The sequence below is a fragment of the Pseudomonas sp. GW823-FHT03E05 genome (assembly GCF_058796855.1).
The window spans coordinates 1,371,389-1,394,805 of sequence record NZ_JBXAJB010000001.1 but is presented as its reverse complement, the minus strand read 5'-3'; the positions used below and the strand labels follow the sequence as shown (position 1 = coordinate 1,394,805).

The window sequence follows — 23,417 nt, the reverse complement described above, 5'->3', positions numbered from 1 at the left end:
TCGAGCGCCCCTGCCGCGGCGTCGACAGCAGCTGTAAATGCTTCACGGGCGACATTCGAAACAAGCCGAAAAAATAGTTGACGAGCTAACGAACCCGAGCTATTTTTTTAAAAAAATGTTTTGAATGTTTTTTTTGAAAGTGCAATTGAGCGATTAAAAATAATGAAAATAACGCCATTTCACGCTTTTGTTTTTTCATCCCTTCACGCTCGGCACAGCGCAGCCGCGCTGTCCTTTATAGCACCTGTTTCGACTGCCATCCTGCGGAGGCTGCCATGACTGTTTCCGTGGCGGCACCCGGCGTCTGGACCGATAGCAAGCGTCACCTGTGGTGGCTGGGCACCTTGCCCATGATCACCCCTCTGCTGTCGGGGATCTTTGCCCTCACCACCGGGGTGCAAGTGTTCTGGTGGAGCGGGGTCCTGGTGATCTTCGGCCTGATCCCGCTGATTGACGGCCTGATGGGGGAAGATGCCAGCAACCCGCCTGAATCCGCCGTTCCCGATCTGGAAAAACAACCCTACTACCGCTTTATCGTCTACAGCTGTGCCGTGCTCTCGGTACTGTCTTTGGTGGTGACCGCCTGGATGGCCATCAGCGGGGTGGACTGGATCATCGCCGGCGGCCTGCTGCAACTGAGTGAACAACTGCACCTGCAAGGCAGCCTGGCGAGCTTCGCCGCCTTCCTCACCGAGCGTGCGCAACTGCACGGCAGTATCGGCTGGTTCACCTACCTGGGCATGGCGATGTCCACCGGCGCGGCCACCGGCATTGCCATCAACATCGCTCATGAGCTGGGGCACAAGAACCGCGGGATGGCCAAGTTCCTGGCCAAGCTGGCCCTGGCTTCGACCTTCTATGGGCACTTCTTCGTCGAGCACAACCGCGGCCACCATGTGCGGGTGGCCACCCCGGAGGACCCGGCCAGTTCGCGCCTGGGCGAATCCTTCTGGAGTTTCCTGCCGCGCACCGTGTGGTTCAGCCTGAGTTCGGCCTGGCATCTGGAAAGCCAGCGCCTGGAAAAACTCGGCCTGCCGACCCTGCACTGGAAGAACGGCGTGCTCAGCGCCTGGTTGTACAGCGTGGTGCTGTGGGGCGTGCTGATCGCCTGGCTGGGGGCGGCGGTGATTCCCTTCCTGGTGATCCAGGGGATCTACGGCTTCTCTCTGCTGGAGGTGGTCAACTACGTCGAGCACTACGGTCTGCTGCGCCAGAAACAGCCCAACGGCCGCTATGAACGCTGCTCGCCGCGCCACTCCTGGAACAGCAACCGGATCGTCACCAACATCTTCCTGTTCCAGTTGCAGCGCCACTCCGACCACCACGCCAACCCGACCCGTGCGTATCAGGCCTTGCGTCACTTCGACGAGTCGCCACAGCTGCCCTATGGCTACGCCACCATGATCGTCTGGGCCTATGTGCCGGCCCTCTGGCGGCGCCTGATGGACCACCGGGTGCTGGCGCACTACTCGGGTGATGTACGCCTGGCCAACATGCACCCGGCCAAGCGTGACGAGCTGCTCAAGCGCTACGGCTTCAGCAACACCGATTCAGACACCGCTCTTTAGTTGTACCGCTCACCCCTTCAAGTGCTGGTGAACCGGTCGTGTTCGCCTGTGATGTGCCCGCTTGAAGGGTGAGCAACGCAGTAGGCAGTCCTTAAGCAAGTTGACCGACAACAACAATAAGCAACTGTAAGGAAGTCACGGATGTCCATTTCACCGCTATTCACTGCCCAGTTGTTCGTGGTCCTGGTGGGGATCTCCCTGATGGGCGCCGCCGAAGCTGCGCGCATTGAACCGGCCAATACCGAGTTCACCGCCAAGGGCCCCATCAGCTTTGCCAAGAGCATCATCAATGCCGACTGCACCATCCAGGTCAGCGGCAAGGTCAGCCCCGACGGCAGCTTCGCCAGCGTCGAGAAAGTCGACTTCAGCGGCGGCCTCAAGTGCGGCCAGGTGGAAGCCACGCACCTGCCCTGGAAGCTGATCGCCAAGGACGAAACCAGCGGCGCCATGTCGGGTATCCAGGTCACCGTGCACGCGCCCCTGGTGGGCGGCGACTGCGGGCCGTCCACCGCCGAAGGCAGTTGGAACAACAGCACCGGAAAACTCGAAGCGGCCCAGGTCAGCCTCGACGGTGGCTGCACCATCAAGACCGTATCGATCCAGATGCCACCCACGTTCCGGGTTGCACCCTGACGCGCACGTCACACCTTTATCGAATTGAAGATTTGGCTGGAAAGGGAAGCTCGGTCGCTGTTCTCCGTGTCGTCTCGCTCAAGGCCATTACCCCGGCGAAATGAATCGCCATACATGTGAGGAAAAACAACAATGAAAGGCATCAAAACTCTCGTGTCCGCCACCGCCATCGTTGCCTGCTTGGGAGCTGCTTCCATGGCCAGCGCTGCATCCATCGCCATTGATGGTGCGAACCCGGATGGTCCGTTCACTACCCCTGGCGGCACCATCACCGTGCGCTCGCCGTCCTCGTTCAACCAGCCCGTGACCTGCAACATCAACTTCAGCGGCAACATCGCCGGCGGCGTGGCCAGCATCACCGGCGCCACCGTCAGCGGCAGCAACGCGCTGTGCAACCTGCCGAAGATCACTGGCTTGCCATGGACCCTGAGTGCCTCCAGCACCACCGCAGGTACCGTGACCAACGTGGGTTACACCATTTCCTTCTTCCCTGCCACCAACTGCGGTCCGACCACCATCAACGTGGCCTGGAGCAACGTGACTCACTCGCTGAGCCTGAGCACGCCTCAGACCCTGAGCGGTGGCTGCTCCGTGGATGTGCTGAACGCCAAGCCGTCGCCACAGGTCAGCGTGATTTAAGCGTTATCTGGAACCAAGGGCTGATCACCCGCTGAAGGACACCGCCTCGCAAGAGGCGGTGATCTGCAGATCAGGAGGGCCCTGTAGTGTCGGTTGCTATCGATAATAATAAGGAGTGGGGCATGAATAATAAGAAACAACAGTTGCAGATCGCGGTGGCACTCGCCCTGTTGGGGGGCTTTGGTGCGATCGGCACTGTTCAGGCAGGCGGCTTCACCACGCCTACCTACGGCGCTCCCGGATGGGGCCGGGCCTTCGGTGGTGGTTCGTTGTTCAAGAACGACCCCAGTGCGGCTTACAACAACCCGGCGGCCATGGCGTTTATCGATCAGAACGTGGCACAGATGACGGTCGACTACGCCCGCATCAAGATGAAATACAAAGGCGATGCCTACGATTATCAAGGGAACCCGGCCACCACCTTGCCGGTGGATGCATCCGGCGTCCCCACCAGCGGTCCGGTGCCCCTGGAGGGCAATGGTGGCCAGGGCGGCTTCACCGCCTGGTTGCCGACCGGCTTCATGGTAATGCCGATCAACGATCAGTTTGCCTTCGGCCTGAGCCAGGTCGTGCCCATGGGCATGCGCAGCACCTGGGATAACGACAATTCAAAGATCCGCGACTTTTCGGTGGATACCAAGATCGAGACCGTGGGCCTGACCGGCTCGCTGTCGTTCAAGGTCAATGACGACTTCTCCCTGGGTGCCGGGGTCATCGTCCAGCACAGCAAGGGCTTCGTCAGCCAGAACCTCAACCTGACCGGTGCCGCGGCGGTATCTCCCGGCCTGGGCGGGATCCCGCTGCCATCCGGCGTCGGGGCGAACCTGATGCGGGTCAAGGTGGACAATACCTCGGTAGGCTGGTTCACCGGCGTGGTCTGGAAACCCACCGACCGCGACACCCTGGGCCTGAACTACCACGCCAAGATCAAGAACAAGATGGACGGCAAGTACAACGTGCGTGCCGACGCGGTAGGCCGCCAGTACATGACCCAACCGGCCGGGCCCAATGGTGAAAGCCTGGTGGAACTGGCCTATCCCGGCCTGAAGCTGAACCCGGATGGCGCCAACGCCAGTGCCCAGCTGGACATTCCAGCCTCCGCCGGGCTGGACTGGGTGCACGTGTTCGATGACCGCTTCACCCTGGGTGCCAGCATGCTGTGGACCCAATGGTCGTCGTTCAAGGACCTGACCCTGAAGTCCGATGGCAATACCCTGGTCTCCATCCCGTACAAGTACAAAGACACCATGATGTATTCCCTGGGTGGCGACTACCGCTTCACCGACCAGCTGACCCTGCGGGCCGGTGTGGCGTACGACCAGACACCAACCCGTAACAGCACACGTGACCCGCGGATTCCCGACAACGATCGCTGGTTCACTTCCCTGGGCTTCGGCTATGACATCAGGGCGATCCCCGGCCTGACCATCGACGGCGCCTATTCCCGGCAATTCGTCAAGGAAGCCAAGATCAAGACCCAGAACGTGGACCGTCTCGGTGCCTCGCGCCTGGATGGCAAGGTCGACGCCAAGGGCGAGGTGGTGAGTCTCTCCGCGACCTATCACTTCTGAAGGTAAAGGCTTTACCCACGCCTCGAGATAACGGCAGTACAAAGGGATTGTGCTACTGCCGTCGGCGGGACGGGTCACCTCAGGACCCGTCTTGACCTGCCATTTCCCCAAGCCCTGGCTGACATCGTTCGGCCGTTGTGCGTTGGTGAAATCACTCAAAACAATATTTAAAAATAAAATTTGAAACGCGGCAATTTCCTTTGTAGGGTGATCTTCGAGGGGCCGGCACAACGCCCAGGCTCCAAGTGGTCGTCTGCATAGAACAAGAGAGGTATTCCATGATTGTCTGGTTATTGGTGGGACTCGCCGCTGCGTTCGCACTGGCCTATCGGCAGGCCCCGGCATCCTGGTGGCTGGGCTCGGCCCTGGTCTGGCTGGGGGCAGGGCACTGGTTGGGCCTGGTGGGCTCGCTGGGCATCAGCCTCGCGGCGCTGCTGGTGGTGCTGCCGGCTGCGCTGCTGAGCGTCAAGCCGCTGCGTCGGGCCTTGCTCACCCGTCGTGCCCTGGTCATGTTCCGCAAGATCATGCCGGCCATGTCCGACACCGAGCGCGCGGCCATCGAATCCGGCACGGTCTGGTGGGATGCCGAGCTGTTCAGCGGCAAGCCCGACTGGTCGCGCCTGATAGGCGCCGCGCCGGCCAGCCTGAGCGCCGAAGAGCAGGCGTTCATGGACAACGAAGTGGAAACCCTGTGCGACATGGCCAACGACTGGGAAACCACCCAGGTCTGGCAGGACCTCTCGCCCAAGGCCTGGCAATACACCAAGGACGCCGGCTTCCTGGGGATGATCATTCCCAAGCAGTACGGCGGCAAAGGCTTCTCCCATTACGCTCACTCCCAAGTGGTGATGAAGCTCTCCACCCGCTGCTCGGCGGCGGCGATCTCGGTGATGGTGCCCAACTCGCTGGGCCCGGCCGAACTGCTGCTGCACTACGGCACCGAGGCCCAGCGCCAGCACTACCTGCCGCGCCTGGCCCGGGGCGAAGACATTCCCTGCTTCGCCCTGACCAGCCCGTACGCCGGCTCCGACGCCGGGGCCATTCCCGATACCGGCGTGGTCTGCAAGGGTCAGTTCGAGGGCCAGGAAGTGCTGGGCTTCCGGGTTACCTGGGACAAGCGCTACATCACCCTGGGCCCGATCGCCACGGTGCTCGGCCTGGCGTTTCGCGCCGAGGACCCGGACGGCCTGCTGGGCAGCAAGGGCAGCCTGGGAATTACCTGCGCGCTGATTCCCACCACCCATCCAGGGGTCAATACCGGGCGTCGCCACTGGCCGCTGAACGCGGTGTTCCAGAATGGCCCCACCACCGGCAAGGATGTGTTCATCCCCCTGGAATGGGTGATCGGCGGTGGTGACCAGGTGGGCAACGGCTGGCGCATGCTGATGGAATGCCTGGCCGCCGGGCGCGCCATTTCCTTGCCGTCGGCCAACGTCGGCCTGGGCAAGGTGGCGGTGCGCGGCACCACCGCCTACGCGGCGATGCGCAAGCAGTTCGGCCTGCCCATCGGCAAGTTCGAAGGGGTGCAGGCGCCCCTGGCCCGCATGGCCGGGCACCTGTATGCCTGCGACGCGGTGCGCAAGGTCTCGGTGGCGTCCCTGGATGCCGGCGAGAAGCCCTCGGTGATCTCGGCCATCGCCAAGTACCACGTCACCGAGCGCGCCCGGGCCATGGTCAATGACGGCATGGACATCGTTGCCGGCAAGGGCATCTGCATGGGGCCCAACAACTTCCTGGCCCGGGCCTACCAGCAAAGCCCGATCGCCATCACCGTGGAAGGCGCGAACATCATGACCCGCTGCCTGATCATCTACGGCCAGGGGCTGATCCGTTGCCACCCCTATGTCTTTCGCGAGATGGAAGCGGCCCGGGATACCGGGCGCAAGGGCCTGGAAGCGTTCGACAGCGCGATGTTCGGCCATATCAGCTTCGTCTTCGCCAACACCGTGCGCGCTGCGGTGCACGCGGTCACTGGCGGGCGCCTGATCAAGGCCCCGGGCAACACCGACAAGGCCCTGGCCGCCTATTACCGGCAGATCCAGCGTCTGTCGGTGGTGCTGGCCCTGGCCTCGGACATTTCCATGGGCGTGCTGGGCGGTGCCCTCAAGCGCAAGGAAAGCATCACCGGGCGCCTGGGGGACATTCTGTCCCAGCTGTACATCCTGTCCTGCGTGTTGAAGCGCTTCGAGGACGATGGCCGGCCGCAGGCCGACCTGCCGCTGGTGCACTGGGCCGCCCAGGACTGCCTGCTGCGGGCCCATGAAGCCCTGGCCGAAGTGCTGGACAACTATCCTTCCAAGGCTGCCGCGCGGATCATCCGTGGCCTGAGCTTTCCCCTGGGCATTCCCCAGCGCAAGCCGTCGGACCGCCTGCTGGCGCAAGTCGCCGAACTGGTGCAGACCCCGGGCCCGACCCGCGACCGCCTGCTGGCCGACTCCTACATCCCGCAGCCGGACATCGACAAGCTGGCCTATGGCGAACTGGCATTCCGCCTGCAGCCACAGGTGGACCTGATAGAGGCGCGGCTCAAACCGGCGATCAAGCAGGGCAGCCTGGCGCCGTTGCCGATCTCCCGCGAGGCCTTCGTGATCTGGCGGGTCAAGGCCCTGGAGCTGCAGCTGATCAGCCCGGACGAGGACGAGCTGCTGGGGCGCTATGTGGAATACGGCGACCACGCGATCCAGGTCGACGATTTCCCCCAGGACTTCGGTCTGCTCGAAGCCCTGCAACAGCGTCAGGCGCACTTCGAGCAAAGCGCCAAGCCGGCCTCGCGCAAACGCGCGGCCAGCAGCGAAGACGCGGTGGCCGCCAGCGATTCGGCCTATTGACCCTCTACAGGATTGGATCGGGATCTCTTTATGTCTGACGGTTATCTTTCGTTCGTCAATTCCGGCTGGGGCCGCTGGCTGGCTCAGCGCACCGGCCTGCCGCAACCGGTGCCGCTGCAACGGCACCGCGAGGGGCAGGGCGGCAACCTGCTCAACCCGGTGGTCCTCGCCGCAGCGCCCGAGGGGCGCCTGCTGGGCGAGCTGCAACGGATCTTCGCCGCCACCGACACCGTGGCGGCCCAGGCCGCAAGCATCACCGCGCCTTCCACGGTGAAGGTCCAGGGCCTGGTGTTCGATGCCAGTGGGGTGGCCGACATCGCCCAGCTGGACGAGCTGTACCGCTTCTTCCACGCCAATGTGCGGCGCCTGACTGCCCACGGCCGGGTGCTGGTGCTGGGTACGCCGCCGGAGCACTGCAAGGAACTGGCCCAGGCGGTGGCGCAACGGGCCCTGGAAGGCTTCGTGCGTTCCCTGGGCAAGGAGCTGCGTCGGGCCATCACGGTGCAGTTGCTGTACGTCGAGCCCGGCGCCGAAGCCGAGCTGGACAGCAGCCTGCGGTTCTTCCTGTCGCGCCGCTCGGCCTATGTATCGGGGCAGGTGGTGCGCATCGGCGAGCCGGTGGAAGTGCCCCGGCACATCGATTGGCAACAGCCCCTGGGCGGGCGCCGGGCACTGGTCACCGGGGCCTGCCGCGGCATCGGCCTGGCCATTGCCAAGGTCCTGGCCCGGGAGGGCGCCCAGGTGGTGTGCCTGGACATTCCCCAGAGCGAGGCCGAGCTGCAGCAGGCGGCTGCCGGGATCAAGGGCAGCGCCCTGGCCCTGGACATCACCGCGGCCAACGCCGGGCAACGTCTGCTGGAGTTCGTCGGCGAGCACGGCGCCTTCGATATCGTGGTGCACAACGCCGGCATCACCCAGGACAAGACCCTGGCGAAGATGACCGAGGCAGCGTGGCGCAAGGTCATGGCGGTCAACCTGGAAGCGCCGCTGCTGCTCAGCCAGGCGCTGCTGGAAGGCCAGGGCCTGAATCCCGGCGGGCGCATCGTCTGCGTCTCGTCGATTTCCGGGATCGCCGGCAACCTCGGGCAGAGCAACTACGCCACCTCCAAGGCCGGGGTCATCGGCCTGGTGCAGAACCTCGCCCCTTTGGCGGCGCGCCAGCAGATCACCGTCAATGGCGTGGCCCCGGGTTTTATCGAAACCCAGATGACCGCGAAGATCCCGCTGATGATCCGCGAGGCCGGGCGGCGCATGAACTCCATGAACCAGGGCGGGCAGGCCGTGGATGTGGCGCAAACCATCGCCTGGCTGGCCCATCCGGCCTCCGGCGGCATCAATGGACAGGTGGTCCGCGTCTGCGGGCAAAGCCTGCTGGGGGCCTGAGCCATGAATGCTGATACCGCAATTCGCATCATCGAGCCGCCGCCCTCCCGGGGGCAGCTGCTTTACGACGGCATCCGCAGCCTGCGCAAGCCCAAGCCGGAAGCGGCGCCCCAACTGCCGACGGAGCGCCTGGTGCGCCCGGCGGTAGAGCTCAAGGCCGACGAAATAGCCCGCTACGCCCAGGCCTGCGGCTTTCGCCGGGAACACGGCGTCCCGCTGGCGTTTCCCCACACCCTGGCGTTCCCGCTGCACCTGTTGCTGCTGACCCGCCCGACGTTTCCCTATCCGGCCAGCGGCATGGTCCACCTGGCTAACCGTATCCGTCAGTACCAGAAACTGGAGGAGGGCCAGGCCCTGCGCCTGGAAGTGTTCGCCGAGCGCTGGCTGGCCCATCCCAAGGGCCAGGCCCTGTCGATTGCCACCCGTGCCCACAGCGGTGGCAGCCTGGTCTGGGAAAGCGACAGCCTGTACCTGCGCCGCGGTGTAGCCGGGCCCATCGGCGAGCCCTGGGAGGGCATGTTGCAATGGGATGAGCAGGCCCTGGTGCGCACTCAGCGCTGGAGCCTGGGGGGCGATCTGGGCCGCCGCTTTGCCCAGGTCAGCGGCGACTTCAACCCGATCCATACCTCATGGCTGGGCGCCCGGCTGTTCGGCTTCCGCCGGCCCATTGCCCACGGCATGTGGACCCTGGGCCGGGCCCTGGCGGCCCAGCAACCGCCCCATCCTCTGGCGGCAGCCCAGCTGGACTGCGAGTTCAAGCTGCCGATCTTCCTGCCGGCGGCGGTGACCCTGTGGAATCGCCTGCCGGACGGCCCGCGCCATGAGTTCGAAGTGCGCAACAACGCGGGGGACAAGCCCCACATGCGCGGTCTATTTATCTGGGGAGCTCGTTGATGGCTGAGTACAGTTTCAATCCGGCGCCGGTCCGCCGGGTGGCGATCCTGGGCGGTAACCGGATTCCGTTCGCCCGTTCCAACACGGTATATGCCAATGACAGCAACCAGGACCTGCTGGTGGCGGCGTTGCAGGGCCTGGTGGATCGCTACGGCCTGTCGGGCCAGCGCCTGGGGGAGTTCGCCGCGGGGGCGGTGATCAAGCATTCGCGGGATTTCAACCTGGCCCGGGAAAGTCTCTTGTCCACCACCCTGTCGCCGCAGACCCCGGCCTATGACCTGCAGCAGGCCTGCGGCACCGGGCTTGAGGCGGCGCTGCTGGTGGCCAACAAGATCGCCCTGGGGCAGATCGAAGTGGGCATCGCCGGGGGCGCCGACACCACCTCCGACGCGCCCATCGGCATTAACGAAGGCCTGCGCCGCACCTTGCTCCAGGCCAATCGCGCCAAGGGCACCGGCAACAAGCTGCGCAGCCTGCTCAAGGTGCGCCCGGGGATGTTCTTCAAGCCGTTGCTGCCACGCAACGGCGAGCCGCGCACCGGGCTGTCCATGGGCGAGCACTGCGAAGAAATGGCCAAGCGCTGGCAGATCAAGCGCCTGGCCCAGGATGAACTGGCCCTCACCAGCCACCACCAGTTGAATGCGGCCTACCAGCGCGGCTTCTTCGATGACCTGATCACCCCGTACCGCGGCCTGAAACGCGATAACAACCTGCGGGCCGACGCCAGCCTGGAGAAGCTCGCCGGCCTGGGCCCGGCCTACGACCGCCACAACGGCACCCTGACTGCCGGCAACTCGACCCCGCTCACCGATGGCGCCTCGGTGGTGCTGCTGGCCAGCGAAGACTGGGCGGCGGCCAACAACCTGCCGGTGCTGGCCTACCTGCGTACCGGGGAAACCGCCGCGGTGAACTTTGTCGACGGCAGTGAAGGGCTGCTGATGGCCCCGGCCTATGCCGTGCCGCGCATGCTCGCCCGGGAGGGCCTGAGCCTGGAGGATTTCGACTTCTACGAGATCCACGAAGCCTTTGCCGCCCAGGTGCTGTGCACCCTCAAGGCCTGGGAGGACGCTGATTACTGCCGGGACAAGCTCGGCCTCGACGGACCTCTGGGCAGCATCGAGCGCAGCAAGCTCAACGTCAACGGCGGCTCCCTGGGCTGCGGGCATCCGTTCGCCGCCACCGGTGGGCGGCAACTGGCGACCCTGGCCAAGGCGATCCATGAGCGCGGCGGCGGCCGCGGGCTGATTTCCATCTGTGCAGCAGGCGGGCTGGGCGTAACCGCCATCGTCGAAAAATAAAATAACAAGGAGACTGCCAATGAGTGTCGTGAGCCTGCAACCCGTCGAGCGTATCTGGCTGAACGCTTACCTGCCGGGAGTGCCCAGCGATATCGAAGCCGAGATCGACCGTTACCCGTCGCTGCGGGAAGTGTTCCTCGAACACGTGGACAAGTATCGCCAACGGGTGGCCTATGTGAGCATCGGCACCGAGATGGGCTACGACCTGTGGGAGAAGCGGGTATTCGCTTTCGCCGCCTGGTTGCAGTCCAAGGGGGTGAAGAAGGGCGACCGGGTGGCGTTGATGATGCCCAACTGCCTGCAGTACCCGATCTGCCTGTTCGGCACCCTGCTGGTGGGGGCCGTGGTGGTCAACGTCAACCCGCTGTACACGGCTCACGAACTGCGGCACCTGCTCAAGGACAGCGGCGCCGAGACCGTGGTGATCTTCGAGAATTTCGCCCACACCCTGGAACAGGCGATGCCGGGCAGCCAATTGAAGAACATCGTGGTGGCCGCCATCGGTGACCTGCTGGGCACCTTCAAGGGCGCAGCCCTGAACTTCGCCTTGCGCCATGTGCAAAAGCAGGTGCCGAAATTCAACCTGCCCGGGGCCATCCGCTTTCCGGCGATGATGAAGCTGGCCAGCGTGCTGGAGCACCGCCCGGTGGAACTCAAGCAGGATGACATCGCCTTCCTGCAATACACCGGCGGCACCACCGGCGATGCCAAGGGCGCCATGCTCACGCACCGCAACATCCTCGCCAACCTGATGCAGGCCAAGGCCTGGGTCGGTGACCAGCTGGACGAGAACCAGCAGGAAACCAACGTCACCCTGTTGCCGCTGTACCACGTGCTGTCGCTGACGGTGAACTGCCTGATGTTCATGTGCCTGGGCGGGCGCAACATCCTGATCGCCAATCCGCGGGACGTGAAGCGGGTGCAGATGATCCTGCGCAAGGAAAAGTTCAGCGGCATCGTCGGGGTCAACACCCTGTTCAACGGCCTGCTGGAAAACGAAGAGTTTCGCGGTCGGGATTTCTCCGACCTGAAGCTGGCGATTGCGGGCGGCATGGCCACCCACACCTCGGTGGCCCGGCGCTGGAAGGAAGTCACCGGGGTGCCGATCATCGAAGGCTACGGCCTGACCGAGTGCTCGCCGGTGGTGAGCATCAGCCCGATCGACATTGCGCGCATGCGCGAAGGCGATTTCACCGGGACCATCGGCGTACCGCTGCCTTCGACCTGGGTGCGCTTCGTGCGCGAGGACGGCCAACTGGCCGAGCTGGGCGAGGAGGGCGAGCTGCAGGTACGCGGGCCGCAGGTGATGAAGGGCTACTGGCAGCGCCCGGAGGAAACCGCCAAGGTTCTGGATCGTCACGGCTGGCTGTCCACCGGGGATGTCGGGGTGATGAACGAGCAGGGCTTCATTCGCCTGGTGGACCGCAAGAAGGACATGATCCTGGTCTCCGGTTTCAACGTGTACCCCAACGAGATCGAGGATGTGGTGGCCCTGCACCCGGGGGTGGCGGAAGTGGCGGCGATTGGCGTCGAGGATGATGTGACCGGCGAGAAAGTGAAGATCTTCGTCGTGCGCAAGGACCCGGCGCTGACCCAGGACCAGTTGCTGGCCCACTGCCGGGAATACCTCACCGGCTACAAAGTGCCGCGCTATGTAGAGTTCCGTACCCAAGAGCTGCCCAAGACCACCGTGGGCAAAGTCCTGCGCCGCGCCCTGCGCTGACCTGCAGGAACCGGCTTGCCGGCGAAGAGACCCCTGGGCCTTGCGCCGTTCCCGAGGGCGCCTTCGCTGGCAGGCCAGCGCCTACAAGGTGTTGGGCAGGCGAACCTGGCCCGGTTGCAGGCCGAACACTTCCACGCCCTCCGGGGTCGATTGGCCCACGGTCACCGGCACCCGCTGGCCTGGTTGATCGGCCGTTGCCCGGTATTCCACGCTCATGCCGTCGGCGTCGCGCTGGATCGCCGCAGGCGGCAGCACGATGGCCTGGTCGTTGCGGTAGGTGACGATGGTCAGCCGCGCGCTCATGCCCAGGCGCACCCGTTGCAGTTGTTCGCGGCTGAGCTTGGGCACCGACAGGGTCACCGGGAATTGCGCTCCGGCACCTGCGGTTTCGTTGGGCAGGGCCAGGCTGCTGACGATATCCACCACGCCTTCCAGGCGTTCACCATCAAAGCCATCACCGAGAATTTCCACGCGCTGCCCCTGGTGCAGTTGGTTGATGTCCAGCTCCGACACCTTGCTGACGATCTTCAACTGTTCGATGTTGGCCAGGCCGAACAGCACTTGCCCCGGGCTCAGGCGTGAACCGGTCTGCACCGGACCGTTGGCGGCACCGGCGGTGTTCGGGCCCGCGCCGCCATTGGGTGGCGGCACCACGATGCCGGCAAAGGGGGCGACCACGTTCTTGTGCTCCAGCAGTTTGCGCAGGGCGTCGTACTTGACCGTGGCGTTGGTCAACTCCATTTCGGCAATCTGCCGGTATTCCCCCGTGCCCTGGTTCAGCGCCTGCTGCAATTCACTCTGGGCGGCGGCCAGGTCCAGGCGCTGCATCTGTGCCTGTTGCTCCTGGTCGTTGAGCTCGTTGCGCGGAATGATTCCGCGCTGGAACAGGTTCTGGCTTTCCCGCAGCTTGCGTTCGGTATTGGCCAGGGACATCTGCGAGTTGCGCAGGGTACGGCGGGCCCGGGTGACCACGGCGCCGTTGTTCCAGTCCTGCAGCTCCTGGACGGTGCGGCGGGCCTTGAGCAAGGTGGAAAGGGCTTCGCGCGACTGGATTTCCACCAGCCCCGGGTCCATCTGCAAAAGGACCTGGCCGGCCTCTACGCGCTGGCCCTGTTCCACCAGGCTGGCCTGCACATTGCCTTCGAACGGGGCGGTGAGGACCACGGTCTTTTGGGGTTCGATCTTGCCCACCAGGCCGATCTGGTGAGTCAGTACCGTGCCTTGCACGCTGACCCAGCGGGCCTCGCTGGCCGGAGTGCTGGCGGGGGACTGGAGGGTGACCAGGGCAGCGGCGCCCACGGCGAGGGCGACGGCCAGGGCCAGCGCTTGCAGGGTATGGCGACGGCGCTTGCTCGCCTGCGGCTTGTCAGAAGTCATTGAGCGCAATGTCCCAGCTCTCCAAAGTCATGCCCAGGGTCAGGTCCAGTTGCGTCTGGGCGTTCAGGTAGGCGATCAGCGCATTGAGCCGGGCATTCTCGGCGTTGCGCAGGTCACCCTCGAAACTCAGCACCTGGAAGTTGCTGGAACGGCCGGCACTGAGCTTTTCCCGTTCGATGTCCAGCTTGCGCTTGGACAGTTCGCTGGCGCGCTGGGCAATCTCGTACTGGCGCCAGCGGGTGCCCAGGTCGCGCACCACGTTGTTGACGTCACGCTCCAGCACCTGGCGGGCATCGGCCAGGAGGATTTCCTGGTTCTCCACATTGACCCGGGCGTGGACCTCGGCCTGGCGGGTACTCAGGTCGCCAATGGGAATCTGCACCTGGACCCCGGCGTAGCTGTCCCAGCGCCGGTCCGAACCGTTGCTGGTGTCATTGTCATAGCGGCTGCGGGTCTGGTTGGCCCCGGCCACCAGGGATACGTCCCAGCGCGACTGGTCCTTGGCGATCACCAGGTTCAGATCGGCCTGCTGGCTGCCCAGCAGGGTAGCCAGGTATTCGGGCTGCTGGATCTGCGCAAGGCGCAGGGCCTCGCGCTGGTCGATGCTGATCTTGGCCGCCTGCAGGGCCTCGCTGGCGTGGATCCGGCTGGACATGTCCAGGGCCAGCAGACGCAGCAGCGACAGGCGGTTGACGTCCACCTGGTTGCGCGCTTCCTCCACCCCCAGCTCCTGGCTGGCGATGTCGGCTTCGGTCTGCACGATCTCGAACTCGGCCATGCGCCCGGCGCTGATCAGCGCGCGGTTGACTTCCAGCAGGGCATTGGCGCGCTTGAGGGCTTCCTGGGCGATGGTCAGCTGTTCCTGGGAACGCAGCAGCTCGCGGTAGGTGGTAATGATCGCGGTGATGGTCTGGGCGACCCCGGCCTTGAGGTTGAGGCGGTTGCTTTGTTCGGTGATGCGCGCCAGGCGCAACGGCGCGGTGGTCACGTCCCAGCCGGCGCCGCGCAGCAATGGCTGGATGATCGCCAGGTCCAGGCCGTCGCTGCGCTGGCGGCCGGCCCGATCGGCTTTGTTCAGGTCCTGGATCCAGGCCATGCTCAGGCGTGTGCCGTACTCGCTCAACAGGCTGGTGGCCGGGGCCATGTTGAGGTTCTGCGTGGTGTCGCTGCTGCCCCGGGTGGTGCGGTAGTTGCCGGTGATCAGCAGCTTGGGGTTGAACACATCCTCGGCCACCCGCAGGTCGAACTTCTGCGCCACCCGCTGCAGGTACGAACTGCGGATGCTGCGGTTGTTGCGCAAGCCCAGGTAGACCGCGTCCCCCAGGGTCAGGTCGGTGACCTGCTGGCTGAGCAGGGCGCTGCGCGAGTAGTCGCTGCGCATGGTGGGAGCGGAAGGGCGATCCACCCGCTCATCGGCGCTGAGCGCCGGCAAGTACAAAAGGCACAGGCAGGCGAGTGTTCGCAGGCGCCAGTCATTCATCGCGCAACGCCTCCACCGGTTGCAGTCTGGATGCCGAAATGGCCGGGTACAGGCCGAAAAACAGGCCCACCAGCAGGGTGCTACCGATCCCCAGCGGCAGTGCGGCTCCCGCGAGGGAGAAGTGCCAGCCGGACATCCGGGCGTAGATAAAGGCCGAGGCGACCCCCAGTATCGCCCCCGACAGGGCACCGACTGCGGTCAGGCTGACCGCCTCCAGCAGGAACAGGTTGCGGATGTCCTTTTGCCGGGCGCCCAGGGCCATGCGGATGCCGATCTCGCGGCGGCGCTCCGAGACATTCATCAGCATCACGTTCATCACCCCCACGCCACCCCCCACCAGGGAAATACCGCCCAGGGCCATCAGCAGGTAGCCAAAGGTGCGGCTCTGCCGGGTCATGCCGTCGATGATCTGCTGCGGTACCTGCACTTCCACCTCACGTCCGCGCAGGATCTTTTTCAAGGCCTGGGTCATGGCCGCGGCGACCTGCTCCATGTTCTGGCCACCGGCGACCCGGGTCACCACGTTGTCGATCTGTGGCGAAGGGAAAATCCGCCGCATGCTGCCCTGGGGCAGGAACACCGAGTCATTGGCCTGGATTGGCACCAGCACCGCGCTGGGCTGGTTCTGCAGGATACCGATGACCAGGAACAGGTAGTCGTTGATCCGCACCCGGTCCCCCAGTTGCAGCGGGGCCCCGGCGGCGCCCAGGGTCTGAGCCACCTGATGGCCGACCACCGCATAGATTTCGTTCTGATCGAAGTCCGAGAGAAAGCGTCCCTCACGCAACTGCAGGCGCATGGCCGGCGCCAGCTCGGCGGTCGCGCCCACCACGCTGGCGTTGGCGGAGCGGCCATTGCGAATCAGCGTGGCGCTGAGCAACACCGTCGGGGCAATGTTGATCAGGCTAGGCACCGCCTGGCTCAGCGCCCGGGTGTCCAGGGCCGCGGGCAGCGGCGTGCGGCTGTCGGCGCTGGCGGGAAAGCGGGCCACCAGGGTGTCGGTGCCCATGTTCTGGAAGATTGCCGCGGCGTCCTCGGCGGCGTTGTGGCCGATGTTGATCAGTGCCACCACCGAGGAACTGCCGATGACGATGCCCAGCAGGGCCAGGATCGAACGCTTGCCCAGGGTGCGCAGGCTGACGAAGGCTTCGTGCAGCAGCTGGCTGGCGCTTTGCTCGACCTTGAGGCTCATGCCGGGCAGACCTCCTGCACCACGCCATTGGTGACACGGATCTGCCGTTCCAGGCGCTGGGCGATATTGGGGTCGTGGGTGACGATGATCAGGGTCACCCGGCGCTCGCGGTTCAGCGCCAGCAGCAGGTCCATGATGTCCTGGGCGGTGTGGCTGTCGAGGTTGCCGGTGGGTTCGTCGGCGAGGATCACCGAGGGTTCACCCACCAGTGCCCGGGCGATCGCCACCCGCTGGCGCTGGCCGCCGGAAAGGTCCGCCGGGCGGTGGTCGGCGCGTTGCCCGAGGCCTACCTGGTCGAGCATGTGCATGGCCCGCTCCAGGGAATCACGCCGGGCCACGCCGCGGTAGCTCAGGGGCAGGGCGACGTTGTCCAGGGCGCTGAGACGCGGCAGCAGGTTGAAGCTCTGGAACACGAAGCCGATCTGCTGGTTGCGGATCGCCGCCAACTGGTCGGGGCTGGCGCGGAAGATATCGTGGCCGGCAAAGTGATAGTCGCCGCTGTCGGGCAGATCCAGCAGGCCGAGAATGTTCAGCAGGGTGCTCTTGCCGGAGCCGGAGGCACCCAGGATGGCGCAGCTTTCACCGGCGTCGATGCAAAGGGAGACGTTCTTGAGAATGTGGAGCGGTTGCTCCGCCAGCCGATAGCTCTTGCCTATGCCCTGCAGGGAGATAAAACCTTGCTCGATTATCGTCTCTGTCATCGCTTACCGCGCCGGCTGGCTCGACTGGCTGCTTGAACAACCACGGGGCGCAGGGATCACGCAACAGGGGTATTCAGGGGCAGGGCCAAGCTCTGGTTTTATTTATTATTTTAAAAACATTGTTTGAATAGTAACTGCGTTCATCCTGCCACGCCAGCCGTCTGAACCGGGTAATTGAGGGCTTTTTCCAGGTTTTTTTGCGGAGAAACCCGTGGGTCACAAAAAGGCCGGTGGCCACCGTGACGGTCCCTAGGGCGCTTGCTTTTAGGGCTTCTCGCAGGTATAAAAAATCAAATTTTTTTTTAAAACACTGTTCGAACGGTCAGTTTTTCATCCCAGCAAAGGTTAGTCCTCCATGGTCGCCAAGAAACTCAGTGCCCCCAATGTCACCAAGACCCGACTGCTGGAAGCGACCGAGGCATTATTTATCAAGTACGGCTACGACGCGGTGCTGCTGCGCCAGATCACCGAGCGGGCCAAGGTCAACCTGGCGGCGGTGAACTACCACTTCGGCGACAAGGATTCGCTGATGAAGGCCCTGTTGATGCAGCGCCTGGGGCCACTCAATGATCAGCGCCTGGAACTGCTGGCCAAGTGCGAGGAACAGGCCGAGGGCCCGCTGGACTGCGAAACCCTGCTGGGGGTGCTGTTCGCCCCGGCCATGGGCCTTGAGCGCAGCGACGAGAGTGGCGGCGTGGAAGGGCGCTCGTTCATCCGCTTCCTTGGCCGGGTCTACAGCGATACTTCGCCCTTTATCCAGGAATACCTCAAGGAGCATTACCAGCCGGTGTTCGAGCGCTTCTTCAAGGCCTTTGCCCTGGCTTTGCCGGACCTGCCGCGCAACGAGCTGGGGGTGCGCCTGCAATTTGCCCTCAAGGCTATTTCCGGCGTCATGGCCGGCACCGAGCTGCGCCTGCTGATGCAGGCCATGAGCCTTGGACGCCCGGCCACCGATGCTGAAGTCATGGCCAAGCTCATCAGCCTGGTGTCGGCGGCGATTCGCGCCCCCATGCAGGACCCCGATTCCGAGCAGGCCCTGGAGAAAGTCCTCGATACCCAGCGCCTGATCCGTCAGCAATCCCATTCCCTGGCCGGCTGATTCCCGGCTGAGCCGCCCGGCCCCGACAGCGCAGCAGGATCATTCGGAGCGTCAATGATTCTCGGGGCAGGTGCCCACATCTGCTAGGTTCTGCTTCTTGCATCTGCCTTGGAGCATTCGCCATGAGTTCCTCCCAACAGCATGTTCTGGCCGTCAACGGCATCGAACTCAGTGTGCGGGTCAGCGGCCCGGAACACGGGCAGCCGGTATGGCTGCTGCACGGTTTTCCCGAGTGCTGGCATTCCTGGCGCCATCAAGTGCCGGCCCTGGTGGCAGCGGGATTCCGGGTGTTCGTCCCGGAAATGCGTGGCTATGGCCGCAGCTCGGCTCCCGAGGCGGTGCAGGCCTACGACCTGCTGACCCTGTGCGCCGATATCCAGCAGGCCATGCACGCCTTCGGCCAGCAGCGGGTGTGCATCGTCGGCCACGACTGGGGCGCCCCCGTGGCCTGGCACCTGGCGCTGCTGGAGCCGCAGCGGGTGGCGGCGCTGGTGACCCTGTCGGTGCCCTTTGCCGGGCGGCCGAAACGCCCGGCCAGCGAGATCATGCGCCAGGTGCACGGCGAGCATTTCAACTACATCCTCTACTTCCAGCAGCCGGGAGTGGCCGAGGTGGAACTGGACGCCGATATAGACGCCAGCCTGCGCCTGTTCATGGGCAATGTCGGTGCATTGCTGCAACCCAAGCCGGCCGATGCCCGGTTGTTCGACGGGGTGACGGTGCCCGCAGGGTTGCCGCAGTGGTGCAGCGAGGAGGATTTCCAGGCCTATCGCCAGACCTTCGCCGGGCGCGGCTTTCGCGGTGCCCTGAACTGGTACCGCAATTTCGAGCGGACCTGGAAGCGCACCGAGTTCCTGGCCGATGCCCAGGTCCAGCAACCGACCTTGTTCCTGCTGGGCGACCAGGACCCGGTGGGTGTACTGGAAGCCCATACCCTCAAGCGCATGCCGGGCAAGGTGGCGGACCTTGAGCAGCACCTGCTGGCGGACTGCGGGCACTGGATCCAGAACGAACGGCCGCAGCAGGTCAATGCCCTGTTGCTGGATTTCCTGCAGCGCCGGTTCACCTAGGGAGCCCGCCGCCCCGCAGGAGCTGGCGTGCCAGCGAACGCGCCAGCAGGTGCGGCGCAAGGTGTTCGCCGGCAAGCCGGCTGCTACGAGGCCGGGTGGTGCCAGCGAAGGGGGCCGATCAACCGAGCATTTCCCGCATCCGGTGCCAGAGCATGCCCAGGGCCAGCAGTGGTGCTCGCAGGGCCGGGCCGCCGGGGAAGGTCATGTGCGGCACGCCGCTGAACACGTCCAGGCCGTGACTGTGGCCGGCATGGATGGCTTCGGCCAGTAGCCGGGCAGTCCAGTGGGTGACGTTCAGGCCATGCCCGGAATAGCCCTGGGCGTAGTACACATTGGGGTACTGCGACAGGCGCCCGACCTGGGGGAAGCGATTGGCGGTGATGCCGATCTTGCCGCCCCACAGGAAGTCGATCGCCACATCCTGCAACTGCGGGAAGACCTTGAGCATCTTGGGTCGCATGTAGCCGGCGATATCCGCCGGATCACGCCCCGAATAGTGGCAGGCACCGCCGAACAGCAAGCGCCGGTCCGCGGTCAGTCGATAGTAGTCCAGGCCGACTTTCTGGTCGCACAGCGCCAGGTTGTCCGGGATCAGTTGCCTGGCCCGGGCCTCGGCCAGCGGCTCGGTGGTGATGATGTAGCTGCCCGCCGGCAGCACCTTGCCACTGAGCCGCGGCTCGAGGTCTTCCAGGTGGGCATTGCAGGCCAGCACCAGGTGCCCGGCAGTGACGGTGCCGGTTGCGCAGCGCACCTTCACACTGTCGCCGTGGGTCAGTTCCAGCACCGGGCTCTGCTCGAAGATCCTTACCCCCAGGGACGCTGCCAGCCGCGCTTCGCCCAGCACCAGCTTGAGCGGGTGCAAGTGCCCAGAGCCCATGTCCACCAGCCCCCCGGCATACGCCGAGGAGGCCACCACCTGCTGCATGTCCTGGGGCGCCACCAGCCGAGTGGGGTGGCGGTAGCCCAGCCTGACCAGGCTGTCCTGCTCGGCCTGGAAGGCGGCGAACTGGGCCGGGGTGTTGGCCAGCTCACAGAAGCCCCAGCGCAGGTCGCAGTCGATGGCATGTTCGCTGATGCGCTGGCGTACCACCTCCACCGAGTCGATGCCGGCCTGCTCGAGGTATTTCACCCCTTCCTGGCCGACGTAGCGGGCAAAGCCTGTGACCTCGTGGCCAATGCCGCGGATCAGTTGGCCGCCGTTGCGCCCGCTGGCGCCCCAGCCGATGCGCCGGGCTTCCAGGAGGATCACCGAGAGCCCGCGCCGGGCCAGCTCGATGGCGGTGTTGACCCCGGTGAAACCGCCGCCGATCACGCAGACGTCGGCGCTCGGTTGGCCCTCCAGCGATGGGTAGCCGGGCAGGCTGCCGGCCGAGGCGGCGTAGTAGGAGCGGGCATGCCCGTTGGCGCTGCCCGAAAGGTTTGGCTGAATCATTTGTTGGACTTCACTTTGCTCCAGGAGCGGGTCATCAAGCGCATGATGGCCGGCGACTGGGTGGTGGAGATGTACAGCTTGTCGAGCACGGCCTGAGGTGGATAGACCTCGGGGTTGTTCACCAGGTCGGCCTCCATGTACTGCTGGGAAGCCGGGTTGGGGTTGGCGTAGCCGACATAGGCGCTGACCTTGGCGATCACTTGCGGGTCCAGCAGGTAGTTGATGAAGGCGTGGGCTTCCTTGACGTTGCCGGCATCGGCGGGAATCGCCAGCAGGTCGAACCACAGGTTGCTGCCTTCCTTGGGAATCGAATAGGCGATGTTCACCCCGTTCTTGGCTTCCCTGGCCCGGTTGGCGGCCTGGAACACGTCGCCGGAGTAACCGAAGGCGATGCAGATATCACCGTTGGCCAGGTCCGAAACGTACTTGGAGGAGTGGAAGTAGGTGATGTAGGGGCGCAGGGTCAGCAGCTTGGCCTCGGCCTTCTTGTAGTCCTCGGGGTTCTCGCTGCGCGGGTCCAGGCCCAGGTAGTTGAGCACCGCCGGGAACACTTCATCCGGCGAGTCCATCATCGACACCCCGCACTGCTGGAGCTTCTTGAGGTTCGCAGGCTCCAGCAGCACCGCCCAGGAGTCGATGTGGTCGATGCCCAGTACCTGCTTGACCTTGTCGACGTTGTAGCCGATGCCGTTGGTGCCCCAGAGGTAGGGCACCGAGTACTGGTTGCCGGGGTCGTTCTGCTCCAGCAGGGCCAGCAGCTTGGGGTCCAGGTTCTTCCAGTTGGGCAACTGCGAGCGGTCGAGCTTGAGGAACGCGCCGGCCTTCACCTGGCGCGCCAGGAAGTGGTTGGAGGGCACTACCACGTCGTAGCCGGTGCGCCCGGCCAGCAGTTTGCCCTCCAGGGTTTCGTTGGAGTCGAAGACGTCGTAGATCACCTTGACCCCGGTCTTGCCCTGGAAGTCGGCGAGGGTGGTCTGGCCGATGTAGTCGGTCCAGTTGTACACGCTGACACTGGGTTGTGCCTGGACGGCGGTGCTGCACAAGACCGCCAATGCTGCCGGGACCACTGCTTTCAAAAGACGCATATCGACACCTCTTCGGGTTGTTTTTGTTGATTGCAGAATGCGGGTTGTCAGACGCTGAGCAGCAGGAACTCGCGTTCCCAGGAGCTGATCACGCGCTTGAAGTTCTCGTGTTCGGCACGCTTGACCGCCACATAGCCGCGCACGAACTTGCGCCCCAGGTACTGCTCGATGGTCGGGCAGTCCTCCATGTGTGCCAGGGCGTCCTCGATGGTGATCGGCAGGCGCAGGTTGCGCCGCTCGTAGGCCCGGCCTTCCACCGCGGCGCTGGGCTCGATGCCCTCGACCATGCCCAGGTAGCCGCACAGCAGGCTGGCGGCAATGGCCAGGTAGGGGTTGGCGTCGGCGCCGGGCAGGCGGTTTTCCACGCGCATGGCGTCGGGGCTTGCGGTCGGAACCCGCAGGCCCACGGTGCGGTTTTCCTCACCCCATTCGACGTTCACCGGGGCCGAGGTGTCCGGCAGGAAGCGGCGGAACGAGTTGACGTTGGGGGCGAACATCGGCAGCAATTTGGGGATGTACTTCTGCAGGCCGCCGATGTGGTGCAGGAACAGCTTGCTTTTCTCACCGTTGGCATCGACGAAGATCGGCTTGCCGGTGTCGATGTCCACCACGCTCTGGTGCAGGTGCATGGCGCTGCCGGGCTCGTCGGCCACCGGCTTGGCCATGAAGGTGGCGGTGACGTTGTGCTTGAGTGCCGCCTCGCGCAGGGTGCGCTTGAACACGGTGATCTGGTCCGCCAGGTCCAGGGCGTCGCCGTGGCGGAAGTTGATTTCCATCTGCGCCGGGCCGTCTTCGTGGATCAGCGTGTCCAGGTCCAGGCCCTGGGCTTCGCACCAGTCGTAGACATCTTCGAACAGCGGGTCGAATTCGTTGGCGGCATCGATGGAGAACGACTGGCGACCGCTTTCCGCTCGGCCGGAGCGGCCCAGGGGAGCCTTGAGCGGCAGGTCCGGGTCTTCGCAGCGCTGGGTCAGGTAGAACTCCATTTCCGGGGCGACGATCGGCTTCCAGCCCTTGTCGGTGTACAGCTGCAGCACTTTCTTCAACACGTTGCGCGGCGACAGTTCGATGGGGTTGCCGAATTTGTCGAAGGTGTCGTGGATGACGATGGCGGTGGGTTCGATGGCCCAGGGCACCAGGTAGATCGATGACGAGTCGGGGCGGCAGACCATGTCGATATCGGCCGGGTCCAGCAGTTCGTAGTACAGGTCGTCGTCGACAAAATCCCCGGTTACCGTTTGCAGCAGGACACTTTCCGGCAGGCGCATGCCTCGCTCATGCAGGAACTTGTTGGTGGGTGCGATCTTGCCGCGGGCAATGCCGGTCAGGTCGCTGACCACGCACTCTACTTCGGTAATCTTGTGATCTTTCAGCCAGGAGGAAAGCTGATCGAAAGGGGCGTTCATAAAGACCTCGATGATTGGTTTTATCTGCTCCGAGGTGA

18 protein-coding genes are annotated in these 23,417 nt (G+C 64.6%); 11 read left to right on the top strand and 7 right to left on the bottom strand.

Annotated elements, in window-relative coordinates; translation table 11 throughout:
• Nucleotides 1–275: 275 nt before the first annotated feature.
• The 9 genes from AC1RCO_RS06105 (at nucleotide 276) to AC1RCO_RS06065 (ending at nucleotide 12,537) form a co-directional block, all read left to right on the top strand.
• On the top strand, nucleotides 276–1,568 hold the full coding sequence (locus tag AC1RCO_RS06105; protein WP_011061224.1) for an alkane 1-monooxygenase: 1,293 nt from the start codon (nucleotides 276–278) through the stop codon (nucleotides 1,566–1,568).
• Between the two features lie 141 nt (nucleotides 1,569–1,709).
• Nucleotides 1,710–2,201: an alkane oxidation protein activator PraA gene (praA, locus tag AC1RCO_RS06100; RefSeq protein WP_015635562.1), complete on the top strand. Its 492-nt coding sequence runs from the start codon at nucleotides 1,710–1,712 to the stop codon at nucleotides 2,199–2,201.
• A 132-nt stretch (nucleotides 2,202–2,333) separates the two neighbouring features.
• Nucleotides 2,334–2,840, top strand: coding sequence for an alkane oxidation protein activator PraB (gene praB, locus AC1RCO_RS06095; RefSeq protein WP_011061226.1), 507 nt, complete (start codon nucleotides 2,334–2,336; stop codon nucleotides 2,838–2,840).
• Nucleotides 2,841–2,962: 122 nt separating this feature from the next.
• Nucleotides 2,963–4,411, top strand: a complete 1,449-nt coding sequence (locus AC1RCO_RS06090; protein WP_011061227.1) for an outer membrane protein transport protein — start codon at nucleotides 2,963–2,965, stop codon at nucleotides 4,409–4,411.
• A 278-nt stretch (nucleotides 4,412–4,689) separates the two neighbouring features.
• Nucleotides 4,690–7,239 carry an acyl-CoA dehydrogenase gene (locus tag AC1RCO_RS06085; protein WP_492617512.1) on the top strand — a complete coding sequence of 850 codons (2,550 nt, stop codon included), beginning with the start codon at nucleotides 4,690–4,692 and terminating at the stop codon, nucleotides 7,237–7,239.
• Between the two features lie 30 nt (nucleotides 7,240–7,269).
• Entirely contained in the window at nucleotides 7,270–8,622 is a 1,353-nt protein-coding gene (locus AC1RCO_RS06080) for a 3-oxoacyl-ACP reductase (RefSeq protein ID WP_103290234.1), read from the top strand.
• Between the two features lie 3 nt (nucleotides 8,623–8,625).
• Nucleotides 8,626–9,516: a MaoC family dehydratase gene (locus AC1RCO_RS06075; RefSeq protein WP_492617511.1), complete on the top strand. Its 891-nt coding sequence runs from the start codon at nucleotides 8,626–8,628 to the stop codon at nucleotides 9,514–9,516.
• On the top strand, nucleotides 9,516–10,814 hold the full coding sequence (locus AC1RCO_RS06070; RefSeq protein ID WP_011061231.1) for an acetyl-CoA C-acetyltransferase: 1,299 nt from the start codon (nucleotides 9,516–9,518) through the stop codon (nucleotides 10,812–10,814). Before AC1RCO_RS06075 ends, AC1RCO_RS06070 begins: the two co-directional genes overlap by 1 nt.
• A 19-nt stretch (nucleotides 10,815–10,833) precedes the next feature.
• Nucleotides 10,834–12,537, top strand: coding sequence for a long-chain-fatty-acid--CoA ligase (locus AC1RCO_RS06065; RefSeq protein WP_015635569.1), 1,704 nt, complete (start codon nucleotides 10,834–10,836; stop codon nucleotides 12,535–12,537).
• A gap of 81 nt (nucleotides 12,538–12,618) precedes the next feature.
• Here AC1RCO_RS06065 and AC1RCO_RS06060 read toward each other — a convergent pair whose 3' ends face one another.
• The 4 genes from AC1RCO_RS06060 to AC1RCO_RS06045 are packed head-to-tail and all read right to left on the bottom strand — an operon-like array spanning nucleotide 12,619 to nucleotide 17,287.
• Nucleotides 12,619–13,914: an efflux RND transporter periplasmic adaptor subunit gene (locus AC1RCO_RS06060; protein ID WP_065364018.1), complete on the bottom strand. Its 1,296-nt coding sequence runs from the start codon at nucleotides 13,912–13,914 to the stop codon at nucleotides 12,619–12,621.
• Entirely contained in the window at nucleotides 13,904–15,394 is a 1,491-nt protein-coding gene (locus AC1RCO_RS06055) for a TolC family protein (protein WP_011061234.1), read from the bottom strand. The genes AC1RCO_RS06060 and AC1RCO_RS06055 overlap by 11 nt, the downstream gene beginning before the upstream one ends.
• A complete protein-coding gene (locus tag AC1RCO_RS06050) occupies nucleotides 15,387–16,586 on the bottom strand; it encodes an ABC transporter permease (protein ID WP_053151586.1) in 1,200 nt (399 codons plus the stop codon). The genes AC1RCO_RS06055 and AC1RCO_RS06050 overlap by 8 nt, the downstream gene beginning before the upstream one ends.
• Nucleotides 16,583–17,287 carry an ABC transporter ATP-binding protein gene (locus AC1RCO_RS06045; RefSeq protein WP_011061236.1) on the bottom strand — a complete coding sequence of 235 codons (705 nt, stop codon included), beginning with the start codon at nucleotides 17,285–17,287 and terminating at the stop codon, nucleotides 16,583–16,585. Before AC1RCO_RS06045 ends, AC1RCO_RS06050 begins: the two co-directional genes overlap by 4 nt.
• 355 nt (nucleotides 17,288–17,642) lie before the next feature.
• Here AC1RCO_RS06045 and AC1RCO_RS06040 point away from each other — a divergent pair, with 355 nt between their 5' ends.
• Nucleotides 17,643–18,386 carry a TetR/AcrR family transcriptional regulator gene (locus AC1RCO_RS06040; RefSeq protein ID WP_011061237.1) on the top strand — a complete coding sequence of 248 codons (744 nt, stop codon included), beginning with the start codon at nucleotides 17,643–17,645 and terminating at the stop codon, nucleotides 18,384–18,386.
• Between the two features lie 122 nt (nucleotides 18,387–18,508).
• Nucleotides 18,509–19,456, top strand: coding sequence for an alpha/beta fold hydrolase (locus AC1RCO_RS06035; RefSeq protein ID WP_065364020.1), 948 nt, complete (start codon nucleotides 18,509–18,511; stop codon nucleotides 19,454–19,456).
• Nucleotides 19,457–19,574: 118 nt separating this feature from the next.
• Here the strand turns inward: AC1RCO_RS06035 and AC1RCO_RS06030 are convergent, their stop codons facing one another.
• Genes AC1RCO_RS06030 through AC1RCO_RS06020 form a run of 3 tightly spaced genes read right to left on the bottom strand, consistent with a single transcriptional unit; the run spans nucleotide 19,575 to nucleotide 23,379 of the window.
• Nucleotides 19,575–20,888, bottom strand: a complete 1,314-nt coding sequence (locus AC1RCO_RS06030) for an NAD(P)/FAD-dependent oxidoreductase (protein ID WP_492617510.1) — start codon at nucleotides 20,886–20,888, stop codon at nucleotides 19,575–19,577.
• Nucleotides 20,885–21,973, bottom strand: a complete 1,089-nt coding sequence (locus AC1RCO_RS06025; protein WP_011061240.1) for a polyamine ABC transporter substrate-binding protein — start codon at nucleotides 21,971–21,973, stop codon at nucleotides 20,885–20,887. Before AC1RCO_RS06025 ends, AC1RCO_RS06030 begins: the two co-directional genes overlap by 4 nt.
• A 47-nt stretch (nucleotides 21,974–22,020) precedes the next feature.
• Nucleotides 22,021–23,379, bottom strand: a complete 1,359-nt coding sequence (locus tag AC1RCO_RS06020; protein WP_011061241.1) for a glutamine synthetase family protein — start codon at nucleotides 23,377–23,379, stop codon at nucleotides 22,021–22,023.
• Between the last annotated feature and the right edge of the window lie 38 nt (nucleotides 23,380–23,417).